Raw genomic sequence first — 15,107 nt, 5'->3', positions numbered from 1 at the left:
CGCGGCCGACCCCGCGGGCCGGCCGCGAGGCCGGGGCGCTTCCGTTCGGCGCCCGCCCCCCCGTCGCCCCGAGGCACCGGCGGCGCGGTCGGCCGCCCTCGGCCCGGACCGCGGCTCCAACCCGCAGCCGCCAGGTCCGGCCAGCGCCCGCTCAGCCCGCCGCAGCCGTGAGGCGGGAGAACCAGTCGATGGTCATCGCCAGGCCCTTGTCGAAGTCCACGGCGGGCTCCCAGCCGAGCACCGCCCGCGCCAGCGCGATGTCGGGCCGCCGCAGCCCCGGGTCGTCCACGGGCCGCTCCACGAAGGCGATGGGCGACGCCGAGCCGCACAGGTCGCGGATTCTGCGCGCCAGGCCGAGGATGCTCAGCTCGACCGGGTTGCCCAGGTTCACCGGCCCCGGATGGCGGGCGGTGGCGGCGGCGAGGATGCCGCTGACGGTGTCCTCGACGTAGCAGACGGACCTGGTCTGCGTGCCGTCCCCGGCGACCGTCAGCGGCAGCCCGGCGAGCGCCTGGGTGATGAACGTCGGCACCGCCCGGCCGTCGGTGGGCCGCATGCGCGGGCCGTAGGTGTTGAAGAGCCGGACGATGACGGTGTCCACGCCCCGGGCGGTCCGGTAGGCCGTGGTCAGCGCCTCGGCGAAGCGCTTGGCCTCGTCGTACTGGCTGCGCGGGCCCACCGGGTTGACGTTGCCCCAGTACGACTCGGTCTGCGGGTGCACGAGCGGGTCGCCGTAGACCTCCGAGGTGGAGGCCAGCAGGAAGCGGGCGCCCTTGCGCTGGGCGAGGTCCAGGGCGTTCGCCGTGCCGTGGGCGCCCGCCCTGAGCGTCTCGATCGGATGCCGGGTGTAGTCGTGCGGCGAGGCGGGCGACGCCAGGTGCAGGACCAGGTCGACCGGCCCCGGCACGTCGAACGGCTCGGAGACGTCCCTGACCTCCAGGCTGAAACCCGGATCGCCGGACAGCCCGCGGACGTTGTCCGCGCTGCCGGTGAGCAGGCTGTCGACGCAGACGACCTGCGCCCCCTCCTCCCGCAGCCGGTCGCACAGGTGCGATCCGACAAAGCCGGCGCCGCCTGTGACCACCGCGCGGCGCACCCTCAGGGCCCCGGCCATGTCCGTCTCCTTCGTTCTCGCACCGCGTGTCATGGTCAGGACTCCCGCAGCGACCGGCCGGTCCTGGTCAGGAACACGTCATCGAGCGTGGGCCGGTGCAGCTCGATGGTGGCCAGCTCGACGCCGACGTCGGCCAGCGCCCGCATGATCTGCGGCATCGCGGTCTCGCCCGCGTCCACCGACAGGCGCAGCCCGCCCTCCTCGCGCACCTCGGCCGACCGTACGCAGTCCTGCTCGGTGAGTACGGCGACGGCCTTGTCCGTGTGGTCGGCGACTTCGAGGGTGACCACCTCGCCGTCGATGCCCCGCTTGAGCTCGGTCGGGGTCCCCTCCGCCACGATCCCGCCGCCGTCGATGATGGCGATCCGGTCGCACAGCGCGTCCGCCTCGTCCAGGTAGTGCGTCGTCAGGAAGACGGTCATGCCCTCGGTCCGCAGCCGGCGGATCTCGTCCCACATGTGCGCGCGGCTCTGCGGGTCGAGCCCCGAGGTCGGCTCGTCCAGGAAGAGGACCCTGGGCCGGTGGACGACGCCGAGCGCGATGTCGACCCGGCGGCGCTGACCGCCGGAGTAGGTGCGGCAGTGGCGGTCTGCATAAGCGGTCAGGTCGAAGGCGTCCAGCGCGCCTGCGGCTCTTTGCTGCGCCTCGGCCTTGCCGACGCCGTGCATCCTGGCCTGCATGACCAGCTCCTCACGGGCCGTCACGCTGTCCCAGGTGCCGCCGCCCTGGGCGACGTAGCCGATGTTCCGGCGGACCGCGGCCTGCGCCGTCCGCAGATCGGCCCCGGCGATGACGGCCTCGCCGCCGTCGGGCGGCAGCAGGGTGGCGAGCATCCGCAAGGTGGTGGTCTTGCCTGCGCCGTTCGGGCCGAGGAAGCCGAAGATCTCACCCTCGGCGACGGTCAGGTCCAGGCCCGCCACCGCCTCCACGGTCGTGGACTTGCGGCGCCGCCCGGTTCGATAGGCCTTCCGCAGTCCCCTGGTCTCAATCATCGAGGCGTCCTTGTCGTGTACGGGCATCGGGGGGTGGAGATCAGCGCACGGAGCGGGCGAAGAGACGGGCCGACCACGCCAGGGCCAGCAGCGCGACGCCGGCCATCAGCGCGAGGCTCTGCCAGACCGAGGCGTCGCCCGCGTGCCCGGCGAACAGCGCCCGCATACCGACCACCGCGCGGCTGAACGGGATCCAGTCCGACGTCCGCCGCAGCCAGAGCGGTGCCAGGGCCAGCGGCAGCAGCGTCCCCGACAGCAGCATCAGCGGCTGGGCGATGTTGTTCACCACCTGGCCCAGCGCGTTGGGATCGCTCACCTTGAGCGCGATCCCGTACGAGATGGCCGAGCTGCTGAGCGTGATCAGCGCCAGCAGGGCGTACGCGAGCAGCAGGTCCTGGATGTGGACGAACAGGCCGAGCGGCATCGCGAGCACGATGATGATGGCCGCCTGGACCACCAGCGTGACCACATCGCGCAGCGTCCGGCCGAGCAGCAGCGCCACCCTGCTGACCGGGGTCACCCGGGCGCGTTCGATGACACCGGACGCCAGCTCGGCGAGCAGGCCGAAGCCGACGTAGAGGCCGCCGCCCAGCGCCAGGGCGACGAGCATCCCCGGTACGTAGATGCGGTAGGCGTCGGTCATCGAGTCGGCGCCCATGGAGGCGAGCGCGGGTTTGAGCAGCGGTGCGAACAGCGCCAGATACACGACCGGCTGGGCCACACCCAGCAGGATCGACAGCGGTGACCTGCGCAGCAGCAGCATGTGCCGCTGGAAGACCAGCCAGGTGTCACGGAGCGTCTTCACGTCAGTGCGTTCCCATTCCTTCGAGATGCCGGGCCGCCGCCGCTGCGCCGCCCGCGGCGGCGAAGGACTCGCGCACCCGGTGCGCCGCGGCGCGGTAGGAGGGGTCGTCGAGCACGGCGAGCAGGTTCTCGCGCAGCGGCCCGGGCCGTACGCTGGCGAACCTGACCCGCCGGCCGGCGCCGGCCGCCGCCACCTGGGCGGCGTTGATGGGCTGGTCGCCCTTGATCGGTGCGACAACCAGCGGCACACCGTGGGCCAGTGCTTCGCATACGGTGTTCAGCCCGCCGTGGCTGACGACCGCGTCGAGCCGCGGCATCAGCTCCAGCACCGGCACCCTGGAGCGGACCAGGACGTCGTGCTCCGGCGGGTCGCGGACCGTACCGTCCGGCGCCACGACGATCGCCTGGACGCGGCGGCCGAGCGGACGCAGCGCCTCGACGACCCGCGCGTGGAAGTCCTCGGCGAGGTCCATCGACAGGGTGCCCACGCTGACCAGGACGAGGCGGCGCCCGGGGTCGATCCACTCCCACGGGAAGGCGGTGTCCGGGGCGCGCGGCGCCAGCGCCGGGCCCACCAGGACGGCGTTGCCCGGCCAGGGGAGCGGGCCGGTCAGGGCGCTGCCGGTGAAGGCGATCAGCAGGTGCGGCGAGAAGCGCAGGTCGTGCGGCGGCTCTCCGGCCATGCCCGCCGCGGTCCATATCGCCGCCATCCGCTGGTGGATCCACGCCTCGACCTTGGGCAGCGAGCGGTACGGGCGGGTGAGCTCCATAGTGGTCGGCGCCATGCTCGCCCAGGGCAGCCCGGCCCGGTGCGCGGCGACCGCGCCGGCCACGGCGTGCTGGTCCACCGCGATGACGTCGGGGCGGAAGGCGGCCACCGCGCGTTCGATGCCCGGCAGCGTCGTCCTCGCGTGCGGGACGATGTACCCGTCCCACCGCGACTTGGCCGCGGCCATCCCCCGGTCGGCCTGCCCCCGGTGCGCCCGCAGCGGGATCGGCGCGATCGCGGCGTCCGGGCCGAGGACGGGCCGCAGGAACGACTCGGAGCCGGCCCACAGCACCTCGTGCCCGCGTTCGGCCAGCTCCCTGGACACCGCGGCCATCGGGTGCACATGGCCGGCCAGCGGCAGGGAGATGAAGAGGTAGCGGGCCATCAGCCACCGTCTGCGGGCCGCTGCGTACCGCCTTGCCGGGTGGCGACGTAGCCGGCCACGTCGGCGACGGTCAGGGCGATGATCCGGTCGATGTCGAGCGTCGCGACGTATTCCACGAGGTCGATCCGGTCCCCGTAGCGCTCCCGCAGCGCCAGGCTCCAGGCTGCCAACTCGTGGCTCTCCGCCAGGAGGTCGCCGTCGACGCGGGTGCCGGGGCCGACGCGGTCCAGCCAGGCGTCGTCCTCGCCGACGATCTCCCGGAGCAGGTCGGCGATCGGGCGGACCAGCGCGGCCACCTCCGTGTCACGCGGCTGCGGCCTGGTGGCCCGCAGCGCGCCGTAGGTGATGACGCCGGTGTCGAAGCCCTTCTTCATCAGCGGGCCGGCGTGGAAGAAGCCCAGCACGTCCACACCGCGTTCGCGGGCCAGCTGCCGCATCACGGACCTGCCTTGTTCGAACCGCTTGATCTGCGCGAAGGACGGGTCCCAGGAGTTGGCCACGGCCGCGCTCCAGTCCACGGCGGCGACCTCGGTGAAGCCGGCCGCGCGGGCCAGCGACTCGTGCTCCTCCAGCGACGAGAAGTCGGGCATGACCTGGTGCTGGAGGATCTGCCGGACCAGATCGCGCTCGGCCTCGTCCAACTCGCCGTCGCGCACCGACCAGGTGGCGACGGCCAGCGTGCCGCCCGGGCGCAGCAGGCGCAGCGCCTCGGCGAAGAAGGCGGGCCTGTCGGGGATGTGCATCAGGCTCTCCAGCGCCCAGACCACGTCGAAGGCCTCGTCCGGGTAGCCGGTGGCGAGCGCGTCGCGCCGGTGGAAGCGGGCGCGGTCGGCGACGCCCGCGGCCTGCGCCTTCTCGTTGGCCCTGGCCGCCTGCCTGGCGCTCAGGGTGACGCCTTCGACCCGGCAGCCCATCGCCCCGGCCAGGTGCAGCGCAGGACCGCCGATGCCGCAGCCGACGTCCAGGACCTTCGACCCGGCGGGGACGCCGGTGAAGCCGACCAGTTCGCGGACCAGCCGGTCGGTGGCGGCATGGCGGTCCGCCCCGTTGGCGCCGGGGACCTCTCCGGGGTCCCAGAAACCGTGGTGGACGTGTTCGCCCCACAGATCCTCGTACAGGTCAAGGGTGATGTCGTAGTAGCGCTCCACGGCCGTGTTCAGGCCGGCGTCGATCCCAGTTTCCACTGATGGCCAATCCTCGAAAGCTGGCAGAAATACGGAATACGAAGGCAGCACAAATAGGGCCGTCAGCTCCGACCGTGTGGATCAGTAATTGGTCTAGTCCGCACAGGAGTGCGGGGTCTGCAAGTTTTTGCGCCCGATTATTGCGTGCGGCGGTGCGTGGCGCAGTACGGGAAGGAGTGCTCGAGAAGCGCGCGGAGGAGTGCGCGAAGTGCGGGCCGGGAGGGCGGCCGCAAGGAAAGGGAAGCACCTGGCCGTGAGGGGCGGTCAGGGGATAACCCGCAGGTGGAGCAGTCGTGCTGTGCTGGCAACTCCCTGCCGGATCACGGCAGTTGGCTAATTGGCGCCATGCTAGCGGTGGGTGTTGCCCTCGTCAATACGAGAGAATTTGGGTCCCGTGTGACTGAATGATACTTGCGGGAGCCATGGGAAAATGCGCCGAAACGAACCCGGGTCTTGACAGTGGAACAATTCAGAGTCGAAAGTTCGGCGTGGGAATTCAGTCGGCTTTTTTGACCAAGATCGGGAAAGAGGTTCGGTTTCTTCATGAAGGCTGCCTCGACAACTCCGCAGAAGGGGCCGGCGCCATCGCCGCCCGACCCTTCATGGGTGGATGAGGTCCTCCTGCGGGGCGCCGGCGCCGATATCTGCCTGACCTTCGACGCCCCGGTCAGCAGGGCCGGGCTGCGCCGGCAGGTCGCGGAGCGGCAGGCCGCGCTCGCCGCGGCCGGGCTGCGCCGCGGCGGATCGGCCGCGCTGTGCCTGGCCCCCTCGCTCGCCCTGGTTGCCAATCTGCTGGCGGGCTGGCGTATCGGAGCGCAGGTCGCGTTACTCGACCACCGGCTCACCGCGTTCGAGACCGAACAGGCACTGAACCGGCTGGAGACCCAGGTGGTCGTGTCGGCCGAGCCCGTCGGCAGCGGCCCGGCACGCGGGTTCTACGAGCAGAACGACGTGGCGCGCGGCCGTCCAGGCGGCGGACCCGCCCGTACCCCGCACGCGCTGATACAGCTCAGCTCCGGCTCGACCGGCCCTTCGAAGATCATCGGGCGTACGGCCGCCGGCCTGATCGCCGAGATCGACCGCTACGCGCGGATCGACGGGGTGCCCGGGGCCGGCGAGCGCATCGTCTCGATGGCGTCCATGGTCCACGTCCTGGGGCTCGTGGGCGGCCTGCTGCACAGCCTGCACGCCGGTGTGCTGCTGGCCTTCCCGCGGCGGACGACCGGCGAGGGCATCCTGTCCACGGTGGCCGCGGGACCCGAGCCGACCACCCTGCTCGGCGTGCCGTTCCACCTCGAACTGCTCAGCTGGGTCGCGCAGCCGCCCCCGCTGCCCCAGCTCATCGGCATGACCACGGGCGGCGAACTGGTCAGGCCGCAGGTCCACGACGCCTTCACCGACCGCTACGGCATCCGGCTGGGCAGCATGTACGGGATGACCGAGGTCGGTGTCATCGCCACCGACCTGTTCGGCGAGAACCGCCCGGCACTGGCGCCTGCGCCCGGCATGACCGTCAGGGAATCCGGCGGCGAGCTGCTGCTGGCCGCCGAGCAGTCGCCCTACGTCGGCCTCGACGACCCGTCACGCTGGTCCGGCGGCTGGCTGCACACCAGGGACGGCGGCACCGTCGACCCCGACACCGGCCTGGTCCGCGTGCTGGGCCGGCTCGACTCGCAGGTGTCGGTCGGCGGCCTCAAGGTCGACCTCACCGAGGTCGAGCACACCCTCGCCGCCCTGCCGGAGGTGGCCGCCGCGGTCGTCGTCTTCGGCACGTCGATCGAGGCGTACGCGGTACTGCGCGAATCCGGCACCGCCGCCCAGGTCGAGGCGGGGCTGGCGGAGCGGCTGGCGGCCTACAAACGCCCCCGCCTGCTGCACGTCGTCGACCGGCTGCCGCGTACCGCCACCGGAAAACTCGTGCGCGACCCGGCCGTCCTGCGGGACGCCGGCCGGGCCGCGCACCGACCGTCCGCTCAGGAACAGGCCGACAGGAAAGAGAACACTCCCGATGTCCACTGAGGAGATCCGAGCCTTCGTGCTCGCGTCGCTGACGGAGATGAACTACAGCGTCATCGGCGTCGACGACGACACCCCGCTCGGCCCGGCCGGCGTCGACCTGGAGTCGCTCGCGCTGGCCGAACTGGGAATCCGGGTCGAGGAGCGCTTCGGCGTCCTGTTCGAGGAGGACGAGGCCGAACTGCTGGGAACCATGACGGTCGGCGAGTTCGGTGCGGCGCTGGCCGCCCGTATCGAGTCCGCGCCCGCCGCGGGCCAGTGAGCGGGCCGGCCGTACCCGGGCGGGCCGAGATCGTGGCGATACTCGCCGCCTTCGGCGACCGCCCGCCTGACCAGGTGCCCGAGGGCATCGACTCGATGGAACTGGCCTGGCTCGTCCACCAGATCGAGCAGCGCTACGGCGGCACGGTGGACGACGACGCCCTGGTCCGGATGAGCACCGTGTCCGGCGTCCTCCAGGTGCTCGGCGAACTCCGCGACGAGCCCGGTTCCGACGAGCCCGGCGGCGGCGGTCACAGCGAGACCGGCCGGGACGAGCCAGGCCATGACGGGGCCGGCGCCCCGGGGCCGGGCCGCGAGCGGCACGACCATGCCTGACCGATCACAGAAGGAGGCGGCCGGGATGGCGTCAGCGGCCCGTCGCGGCCCCGGCTCCGTCGTCGTGACCGGGGCCGCCGTGCTCAGCGCCTTCGGCGAGGGCGTCGGCCCGCTGCTGGCCGCCACGCTCGACGGCACACCGGCGTTCGCACCGGTACGCCGCTTCGGCGTCGCCGGCCGCAGGGCCGCTCATGCCGCCGCCCACCCCGGGGCGCCGGTGCTCGCCGAGGAGCTGACGCGGATGGTCGGACAGGCCTGCGACCAGGCCGGCCTGTCCGCCGCGCAGCGCGCCGATTGCCCGCTCCACCTGGCGGTGCACGGCGACCCGGACCTGCCGCGGGTGCCGGAGGAGGAGCGGCCGGCTCACGGCTCTGACGCCTTCGCCGCCACCGTCGCGCGCCGCAGCGGGCTGTCCGGCGCGTCGCGGGCGTACACCTCGGCCTGCGTGGCGTCGAGCACTGCGGTCGCCGACGCCGCCGCGCTGATCGCCAGGGGACGGGCCGACCGGATCGTGGTGGCGGCCGGGTATCTGGTCGACGCCGACCAGTTCGCCGTCTTCGACGCCGGACGCGCGCTCGCCCGCGACGGGCGGGTACGCCCGTTCAGCGCCGGGCGCAGCGGGCTGCTGCTGGGCGACGCGGTGGTCGCCGTCGTGGTCGAGTCCGCCGCCTCGGCCGCGCGGCGGCGGGCCCGCCCGCTGGCCATGCTGGCCGGCTGGGGCCGGGCGGGCGACGCCCACCACGTCTGCCGGCCGCGGCCCGACGGCGCCGGGCTGGCCCGCGCGATCACCGACGCGCTGCACCGCGCGCGGCTGCGGCCCGAAGAGATCGGCTACGTCAACGCGCACGGCTCCGGCTCGCCGGCCGGCGACACCGCCGAATCCGCCGCGCTGCACAGGGCGTTCGGCGACTCGGCCCGTACCGTGCCGGTGAGTTCCACCAAGGCCGTGCACGGCCAGGCGCTGGAGGCCGGCGCCCTGCTCGAACTGGTCGTCACCATGTCCGCGCTGAGCGCCGGGAAACTGCCGGTCAACGCGGGCTACCTCGGCCCCGACCCGAGCTGCCCGCTCGGCCTGATCCTCGACCGGCCCGCGGACGCCGGGTCCGCGTACGGCCTCAGCCTCACCATGGCCTTCGGCGGGGCGAACACGGCGCTCCTGGTCGGTACGCCGTGACCCTTCTGACGCCGGCGGGACCCGGCCGCAGCGCCGCCGCATCCCTGACCGGGCAGGCCGAGGCCGCGGGGCTCCGGGTGCTCGCCGCCGCGGCGTGGCCGGAGTCGGCGGCGGACCGCGTTCCCCCGCCGCTCGCCGGGTTCGTGGTGTCCTCCTTCAGCCCGCTCGCCGCCGAGACGGCCCGCCGCTGCCTCGCGCGCAGGCCCGCTGCCGCCGCCGCGGTCACCGCGGTGGTCGTGGTCAGCCCGCTGGGCGACCTCGCGGGCGCGGTGCACGTGGCCGGGATCGTGGAGGGCGGCGGCCGGCCGGGACCGCTGCTGTTCTTCCAGGCCGTGCCCAACGCCGTGGCCGGCCATCTGGCCGCGCGATGGCAGCTGACCGGCCCGGTGGTGTGCGTCGGCGACACCAATGCGGGACTCGACGTGGCGGCGCTGCTGCTGGAGGACGGGGACGCCGACGAGGCGCTGCTGATCCGTGTCGACCAGGCCGCCACCGCCGCGGCGCGCGACCGTGCGGGCGCCGTCCTGCTGGGCGCCGGGCCGCAGGAGAGCGACGCGCGGCCCGGATCGGGACCACACGACAGCGAAGGAGCACAGCCGTGACAGGTCAGCGAACCGCCGGCGAGGGACGGGCGGACGTCGTCATCAGCGGAATGGGCATGGTGACCCCGGTGGGCACCAGCGCCGCGGAGGTCATGGCGGCGATGTGCGAGGGCCGCTCCGGGCTGGTCCGCCCGCCGGCCGGCGGCCCGCTCGACGGCTGCGCCGAGGTGGCCGCCTTCGCGCCGCCGATCGACCCCGCCTCGGTGCTGGCCGGACCCGAGACCCGGGTGGTGGACCGCTACATCGTGATGGCGATGCAGGCCGCGGCCGACGCGCTGGCCGACGCCGGCATCGAGGTGGGCCGCGACGTCGACCCCTACCGGATCGGCGTCATCATCTCCGGCACCGGCGGCCTGGCCACCCTGGAGGCCCAGGTCGTCACCAGGACGCAGCGCGGCCGGCTGGGCGTCAGCCCCTACCTGCTGCCGGGGATGCTGCCCAACATGGGCGCGTCCCGCGTCGCCATCCGGCACGGCATCCGCGGCTACAGCTCGGCGATCGCCACCGCGTGCGCGGCCGGGGCGCAGTCCGTCGGGGAGGGCCTGCGGCTGCTGCGCGCCGACGAGGTCGACGTGATGGTGTGCGGGTGCAGCGAGGCGCCGCTGTTCGCGACCCTGGCCGACACCTTCGGCAACGCCCGCGCGCTGGCCCGCGGCTGGGCCGCGGAACCGGCCGCCGCAAGCCGCCCGTTCGACCGGCGCCGCAACGGCCTGGTGCTGGGCGAGGGTGCCGGCGTCCTGGTCCTGGAGCGCACCGAGCACGCGGACGCGCGCGGCGCCGCCGGCTACGCCGCCGTCAGCGGCTGGGGCGCCACCAACGACGCCCACCACCCCACCACCCCGCACCCCGACGGCGAGGGCGCCGCCGCGTCCATGCGCCGCGCCCTGGCCGACGCGCGGATCGAGCCGGCGGACATCGGCTACATCAACGCGCACGGCACCAGCACCAAGATCGGCGACCGCGCGGAGGCCGTCGCGATCCGCCGGGTCTTCGGGGACGGCTGCCCGCCGGTCAGCGCCACCAAGGCGGTCACCGGCCACATGCTCGGCGCCTCGGGAGTGGTCGAGTCGGCGGTCTCCGTCCTGGCGCTGCGGCGCGGGCTGCTGCCGCCGACCCACAACCTGGACGACCCGGACCCCGCCTGCGACCTCGACCACATCCGCAAGGGCCCGCGTCCGGCCCCGGGGATCAGCCACGTGATGTCGAACTCGTTCGGGTTCGGCGGCCACAACGTCAGCCTCGTCTACGGCCGGCCGGGCACGCGGCTGTCCCGCACGGTCTGACAGCACCGAGTTATCGACGAAGGAGCGGCAATGGACTACCTCGGCATCGATCATGTCGAGTTCTACGTGGGCGACGCGAGCCAGGCGGCGTTCGTCCTGTGCTCCGCGTTCGGCTTCCGCCTCTGCGGGCAGGGCGGACCCGAGACGGGCATGGCCGGACAGCGCAGCCTGCTGCTGGCACAGGGCGACTGCCGGGTGCTGCTGACCTCGGGCCTGCTGCCCGACCACCCCGCCGTGCAGTACGTGTCACGGCACGGCGACGGGGTGGCCGTGATCGCCTTCCGCACGCACGACACGCAGGCCGCCTGGACCGGCTCGGTGGCGGGCGGCGCGGCGGCGATCGAGGCACCGCGGACGTACTCCGGCGGCGGCGCGTCGGTCGTGACGGCCACCGTCTCCGGCTTCGGCGACGTGGTGCACCGGCTGGTCGAACGGCACGGCGCCGAAGGGGAGTTCCTGCCCGGCGCCATCGAGATGCTGGACGGCAGGCCGCCGGCCGAACCCGAGCTGCTGCGCACCATCGACCACGCCGCGGTCTGCCTGGAGCCCGGGACCCTGGAGGCGACCACGCGGTTCTACCACTCGGCGTTCGGCTTCGACCTGATCTTCGAGGAGTACATCGAGGTCGGCGGCCAGGGCATGTTCTCGCAGGTGGTGCAGAGCCCGGGCGGCGGCGCCACGCTCACGCTGATCCAGCCGGACCTGACCCACTCGCCCGGCCAGATCGACGACTTCCTCGCCTGGCACCGCGGCCCCGGCGTCCAGCACCTGGCGCTGAGCAGCCACGACATCGTGGCCGCCGTCGACACGCTCGGCGACCGGGGCGTCGGCTTCGCGCCCACCCCCGACAGCTACTACAGCTCGCTGGACGGGCGGCTGGGCGCCGTCGACCTGCCGGTGGACCGGCTGCGCCCGCGCGGCATCCTGGTCGACCGCGACCACTGGGGGCAGATGTACCAGATATTCGCCAAGTCCCTGCATGTGCGGCGGACCTTCTTCTGGGAGCTGATCGAGCGGCACGGCGCCCGCACCTTCGGCACCAGCAACATCCCCGCGCTGTACGAGGCCAAGGAACGCGAACTCGCCGCCGTGCGCCAGACCACGCAGGCGGGCCTGTGATGACCACTGCCCAGGACTCCGCACAGGACCCGCGGTTCGCCCTCACCGACGCGGAGGCCGCGCTGCTGCCGGACGACGACGACGTCGCCTTCTACGCCCGGCACGGCTGGTACCTGACCAAGAAGCTGCTGGCCGACGAGGAGGTGGACGAGCTGGTCGCCGCCAGCGAGCGCTACTACGCGGGGGAGCGCAGCCGTACGCTGCCGGTCCGCCCGCCGCGGCTGGCGGCCTGGCAGCCCTCCGACGGACCGGTCCAGCGCCACAACGACTACGTGCACGTGGAGAGCGACCCGCTCGCCCGCATCCTGCGCAAGCCGCTGATCGGCGCGGTGGCCGCCCGGCTGGCCGGAGCCGACGAGATCCGGGTCTTCCAGTCGACGCTGATCCTGAAACCGGCGGTCAGCGGCGAGCCCAGCAACATCGTGCCCTGGCACTTCGACAAGCACTACTGGTCCACGTCCACCTCGGAGCGGATGCTGACCGCGTTCATCCCCTTCCACGACTGCGACGAGGAGATGGGCACCCTCACCGTCGTCGACCGCAGCCACCTGTGGAAGGAGACCGGCCGCGAGGACTCGATGACCAAGCACTTCGCCGAGCGCGACAAGAGCGACCTGGAGCGGGTCCTCGCCGAGAACGCCGCCTACAACGGCGCCGAGATCCGCAAGGTGCCGCTGGTGATCCCCAAGGGGCACATGAGCTTCCACCACTGCCTGACCTACCACGGCAGCGGCCCCAACCGCAGCGACCGGCCGCGCCGCGCGGTCTCCTTCCACCTCCAGGACGGCGGCAACGAATACCGCAGGTTCCCGCTCAGCGACGGCAGCGAGGCCGCGTACAACCACGACGTCCTGGTCCGGCGGCTGCCGGACGGCCGCCCCGACTACGCCGACCCCGCCTACTGCCCGGTGATCTGGCGCGCCGACCGGCCGGCCCGCCGTGGCTGAACCGGCCGCCGACCCGGTCGGCCTCTACCGGACCGTCAGCCTGATCCGGGGCTTCGAGCAGCGGGCGGTCGCCCTGGTGCGTACCGGTGTGATCCGCGGCGGCATCCACCCCTGCACAGGGCAGGAGGCGGTCGCCGCCGGGACCTGCGCGGCGCTGCGTCCCGACGACGTGATCACCAGCACCCACCGGGGGCACGGCCATGTGCTCGCCAAGGGCGCCGACCCGGCCCGGATGATGGCCGAGCTGGCGGGCCGCACCACCGGGCTCAACCGCGGGCGGGGCGGCTCGATGCACGCGGCCGACTTCGGCGTGGGAATCCTCGGGGCCGACGCGATCGTCGGCGCCGCCGTGCCGATCGCGACCGGCGCCGCCTGGGCCTTCCGGCGGGCCGGCTCCGACCGGGTCGCGGTCGCCTACTTCGGCGACGGCGCGGTCAGCCAGGGCGTGGTCCTGGAGACCTTCAACCTGGCCGCGCTGTGGCGGGTGCCGGTCGTCCTGGTGTGCGAGAACAACGGCTTCGCCACCTCGATGCGCCCCGCCGACACGATGGCCGGCTCGGTCGTCGGGCGGGCCGCGGCCTTCGGCATCCCCGCGTCCACCGTGGACGGGATGGACCCGCAGGCGGTCCTGGACGCGACAGCCGAGGCCGTCGCGCGGGCCAGGTCGGGCGGGGGGCCCTCCCTGCTGGAGTGCGCCACCTACCGCTTCGACGCCCACCACACCTGGGAGCACACCGCGCGCCCCCGCTACCGCACGGACGAGGAGGTCGCCGAGGGGAAGGCCCGCGACCCGCTGGAGATCCAGGGCGCCCGCATCCCCGCGGCCACCCGCGCCGCGATCGACGCGGAGACCGCGGCCCGGCTCGACGAGGCGGTACGGTTCGCGCTCGCGGGCCCGCACCCCGACCCGGCCACCGCCCTCGACCACCTCTACGCCACCGGGATGCGCGCCAGGGCGGGGGCGCTCTGATGCCGAACCTGTCCTACCTCAAGGCGCTGAACCGCGCGATCGGCGACGAGATGGAGCGCGACGCGGCCGTCTGCGTGCTCGGCGAGGACGTCGGTGTGGCCGTCAGCTACGCCACCGCCGGCCTGCTGCGCCGGTTCGGCAGGGACCGGGTGCTGGACACGCCGATCTCCGAGCAGGCGTTCACCGGCTTCGCCACCGGCGCGGCGATGGCCGGGATGCGCCCGCTGGTGGAGTTCCAGATCCCGGCGCTGCTCTTCCTGGTCTTCGAGCAGATCGCCAACCAGGCGCACAAGTTCTCGCTCATGACCGGCGGCCAGACCCGGGTGCCGGTGACCTATCTGCTGCCCGGCTCCGGCTCGCGGGACAGCTGGGCGGGCCAGCACTCCGACCACCCGTACAGCCTGTTCGCGCATGTCGGTGTGAAGACCGTGGTGCCGGCGACCGCGACGGACGCCTACGGCCTGCTGGTGACGGCGATCCGGGACGACGACCCGGTCGTGGTCTTCGCGCCGTCCGGTGCGCTGGGCCTGCGCGAGCTGGTCGACTTCGCTGACCTCGCCCCGGTGCCGCTCGGGGTGGGCCGGGTCCACCGCGCGGGCACCGACGTCACGGTGGTGGCGGTGGGGCATCTCGTGCACGACGCGCTGGCAGTCGCCGAGGACCTGGCCGGGTCGATCTCCGTCGAGGTCTTCGACCCGCGCTCGCTCTACCCCTTCGACTGGCAGGGGCTCGCCGCCTCGCTGGAGCGCACCGGACGGCTGGTCGTGGTGGACGACTCCAACCGGTCGTGCGGCATCGGCGCGGAGATCCTCGCCACGGCCGCCGAGGAGATGCGGCTGATCGCACCGCCCCGGCGGATCACCCGGCCGGACGGCGCCGTACTGCCCTTCGCCCGCGAGCTGGACCTCGCCTGCCAGCCCACCCGGGCCCAGTTGCGGGCGGCGGTCGAGAAGACGGCCGGTGCCGGATGACGGCCGGCCCGCGCCCTGCGGCCGTGCGGCCGGTCCGCGCCGCGATCGTGCGGCCGGGTCCTGACGGCGCCACGCGGCCGGCCCCCGCCGCCGCCCGGCGACCGGCCCGCACCCCCACCACGCAGCCGGCCCCGGCCACGGCCGCGCAGCCGGCCCGCACCAGGACCAGGCGAGACGAAG

General features: G+C 73.7%; 15 protein-coding genes. 10 read left to right on the top strand and 5 right to left on the bottom strand.

Annotated features, from left to right (window positions below; all coding sequences use genetic code 11):
• Nucleotides 1-151 precede the first annotated feature (151 nt).
• Genes V7E46_RS04200 through V7E46_RS04180 form a run of 5 tightly spaced genes read right to left on the bottom strand, consistent with a single transcriptional unit; the run spans nucleotide 152 to nucleotide 5,248 of the window.
• Nucleotides 152-1,114 carry an NAD-dependent epimerase/dehydratase family protein gene (locus tag V7E46_RS04200; RefSeq protein ID WP_333767132.1) on the bottom strand — a complete coding sequence of 321 codons (963 nt, stop codon included), beginning with the start codon at nucleotides 1,112-1,114 and terminating at the stop codon, nucleotides 152-154.
• A 35-nt stretch (nucleotides 1,115-1,149) separates the two neighbouring features.
• On the bottom strand, nucleotides 1,150-2,106 hold the full coding sequence (locus V7E46_RS04195; protein WP_333767131.1) for an ATP-binding cassette domain-containing protein: 957 nt from the start codon (nucleotides 2,104-2,106) through the stop codon (nucleotides 1,150-1,152).
• Between the two features lie 40 nt (nucleotides 2,107-2,146).
• Nucleotides 2,147-2,911 carry an ABC transporter permease gene (locus V7E46_RS04190; protein ID WP_329172162.1) on the bottom strand — a complete coding sequence of 255 codons (765 nt, stop codon included), beginning with the start codon at nucleotides 2,909-2,911 and terminating at the stop codon, nucleotides 2,147-2,149.
• Nucleotide 2,912: 1 nt separating this feature from the next.
• A complete protein-coding gene (locus V7E46_RS04185; RefSeq protein WP_333767130.1) occupies nucleotides 2,913-4,064 on the bottom strand; it encodes a glycosyltransferase in 1,152 nt (383 codons plus the stop codon).
• Nucleotides 4,064-5,248 carry a methyltransferase domain-containing protein gene (locus V7E46_RS04180; protein WP_333767129.1) on the bottom strand — a complete coding sequence of 395 codons (1,185 nt, stop codon included), beginning with the start codon at nucleotides 5,246-5,248 and terminating at the stop codon, nucleotides 4,064-4,066. Before V7E46_RS04180 ends, V7E46_RS04185 begins: the two co-directional genes overlap by 1 nt.
• Nucleotides 5,249-5,854: 606 nt before the next feature.
• On the opposite strand from V7E46_RS04180, the gene V7E46_RS04175 reads away from it, so the two are divergent.
• The 10 genes from V7E46_RS04175 to V7E46_RS04130 are packed head-to-tail and all read left to right on the top strand — an operon-like array spanning nucleotide 5,855 to nucleotide 14,927.
• Entirely contained in the window at nucleotides 5,855-7,267 is a 1,413-nt protein-coding gene (locus V7E46_RS04175; RefSeq protein WP_333767128.1) for a class I adenylate-forming enzyme family protein, read from the top strand.
• Nucleotides 7,257-7,526, top strand: a complete 270-nt coding sequence (locus V7E46_RS04170; protein ID WP_329172156.1) for an acyl carrier protein — start codon at nucleotides 7,257-7,259, stop codon at nucleotides 7,524-7,526. The genes V7E46_RS04175 and V7E46_RS04170 overlap by 11 nt, the downstream gene beginning before the upstream one ends.
• Nucleotides 7,523-7,861 (top strand): acyl carrier protein, encoded by a 339-nt coding sequence (locus tag V7E46_RS04165; protein ID WP_333767127.1) that lies wholly within the window; start codon nucleotides 7,523-7,525, stop codon nucleotides 7,859-7,861. The genes V7E46_RS04170 and V7E46_RS04165 overlap by 4 nt, the downstream gene beginning before the upstream one ends.
• 25 nt (nucleotides 7,862-7,886) lie before the next feature.
• Nucleotides 7,887-9,035, top strand: a complete 1,149-nt coding sequence (locus V7E46_RS04160; protein WP_333767126.1) for a beta-ketoacyl synthase N-terminal-like domain-containing protein — start codon at nucleotides 7,887-7,889, stop codon at nucleotides 9,033-9,035.
• Nucleotides 9,032-9,637: a hypothetical protein gene (locus V7E46_RS04155; protein WP_333767125.1), complete on the top strand. Its 606-nt coding sequence runs from the start codon at nucleotides 9,032-9,034 to the stop codon at nucleotides 9,635-9,637. Before V7E46_RS04160 ends, V7E46_RS04155 begins: the two co-directional genes overlap by 4 nt.
• Nucleotides 9,634-10,920: a beta-ketoacyl-[acyl-carrier-protein] synthase family protein gene (locus tag V7E46_RS04150; protein ID WP_333767124.1), complete on the top strand. Its 1,287-nt coding sequence runs from the start codon at nucleotides 9,634-9,636 to the stop codon at nucleotides 10,918-10,920. The genes V7E46_RS04155 and V7E46_RS04150 overlap by 4 nt, the downstream gene beginning before the upstream one ends.
• Nucleotides 10,921-10,950: 30 nt before the next feature.
• Complete coding sequence (gene hppD / locus V7E46_RS04145; RefSeq protein ID WP_333767123.1) at nucleotides 10,951-12,039, top strand: 4-hydroxyphenylpyruvate dioxygenase; 1,089 nt, start codon at nucleotides 10,951-10,953, stop codon at nucleotides 12,037-12,039.
• Nucleotides 12,039-12,986: a phytanoyl-CoA dioxygenase family protein gene (locus tag V7E46_RS04140; protein WP_333767122.1), complete on the top strand. Its 948-nt coding sequence runs from the start codon at nucleotides 12,039-12,041 to the stop codon at nucleotides 12,984-12,986. The genes hppD and V7E46_RS04140 overlap by 1 nt, the downstream gene beginning before the upstream one ends.
• Nucleotides 12,979-13,956, top strand: a complete 978-nt coding sequence (locus V7E46_RS04135; RefSeq protein ID WP_333767121.1) for a thiamine pyrophosphate-dependent dehydrogenase E1 component subunit alpha — start codon at nucleotides 12,979-12,981, stop codon at nucleotides 13,954-13,956. The genes V7E46_RS04140 and V7E46_RS04135 overlap by 8 nt, the downstream gene beginning before the upstream one ends.
• Nucleotides 13,956-14,927 carry an alpha-ketoacid dehydrogenase subunit beta gene (locus V7E46_RS04130; protein ID WP_333767120.1) on the top strand — a complete coding sequence of 324 codons (972 nt, stop codon included), beginning with the start codon at nucleotides 13,956-13,958 and terminating at the stop codon, nucleotides 14,925-14,927. Before V7E46_RS04135 ends, V7E46_RS04130 begins: the two co-directional genes overlap by 1 nt.
• Nucleotides 14,928-15,107: the final 180 nt, after the last annotated feature.

The organism is Streptomyces sp. IBSBF 2435, from assembly GCF_036815005.1.
GTDB lineage: Bacteria > Actinomycetota > Actinomycetes > Streptomycetales > Streptomycetaceae > Actinacidiphila.
This window is presented reverse-complemented; position numbering and strand designations above follow the sequence as displayed.

What these genes read in the sequence shown, in the direction of transcription:
- V7E46_RS04200 (WP_333767132.1), bottom strand. Translation starts at nt 1,114, where the DNA reads ATGGCCGGGGCCCTGAGGGTGCGCCGCGCGGTGGTCACAGGCGGCGCC.
- V7E46_RS04195 (WP_333767131.1), bottom strand. Translation starts at nt 2,106, where the DNA reads ATGATTGAGACCAGGGGACTGCGGAAGGCCTATCGAACCGGGCGGCGC.
- V7E46_RS04185 (WP_333767130.1), bottom strand. Translation starts at nt 4,064, where the DNA reads ATGGCCCGCTACCTCTTCATCTCCCTGCCGCTGGCCGGCCATGTGCAC.
- V7E46_RS04170 (WP_329172156.1), top strand. Translation starts at nt 7,257, where the DNA reads ATGTCCACTGAGGAGATCCGAGCCTTCGTGCTCGCGTCGCTGACGGAG.
- V7E46_RS04160 (WP_333767126.1), top strand. Translation starts at nt 7,887, where the DNA reads ATGGCGTCAGCGGCCCGTCGCGGCCCCGGCTCCGTCGTCGTGACCGGG.
- hppD (WP_333767123.1), top strand. Translation starts at nt 10,951, where the DNA reads ATGGACTACCTCGGCATCGATCATGTCGAGTTCTACGTGGGCGACGCG.
- V7E46_RS04140 (WP_333767122.1), top strand. Translation starts at nt 12,039, where the DNA reads ATGACCACTGCCCAGGACTCCGCACAGGACCCGCGGTTCGCCCTCACC.
- V7E46_RS04130 (WP_333767120.1), top strand. Translation starts at nt 13,956, where the DNA reads ATGCCGAACCTGTCCTACCTCAAGGCGCTGAACCGCGCGATCGGCGAC.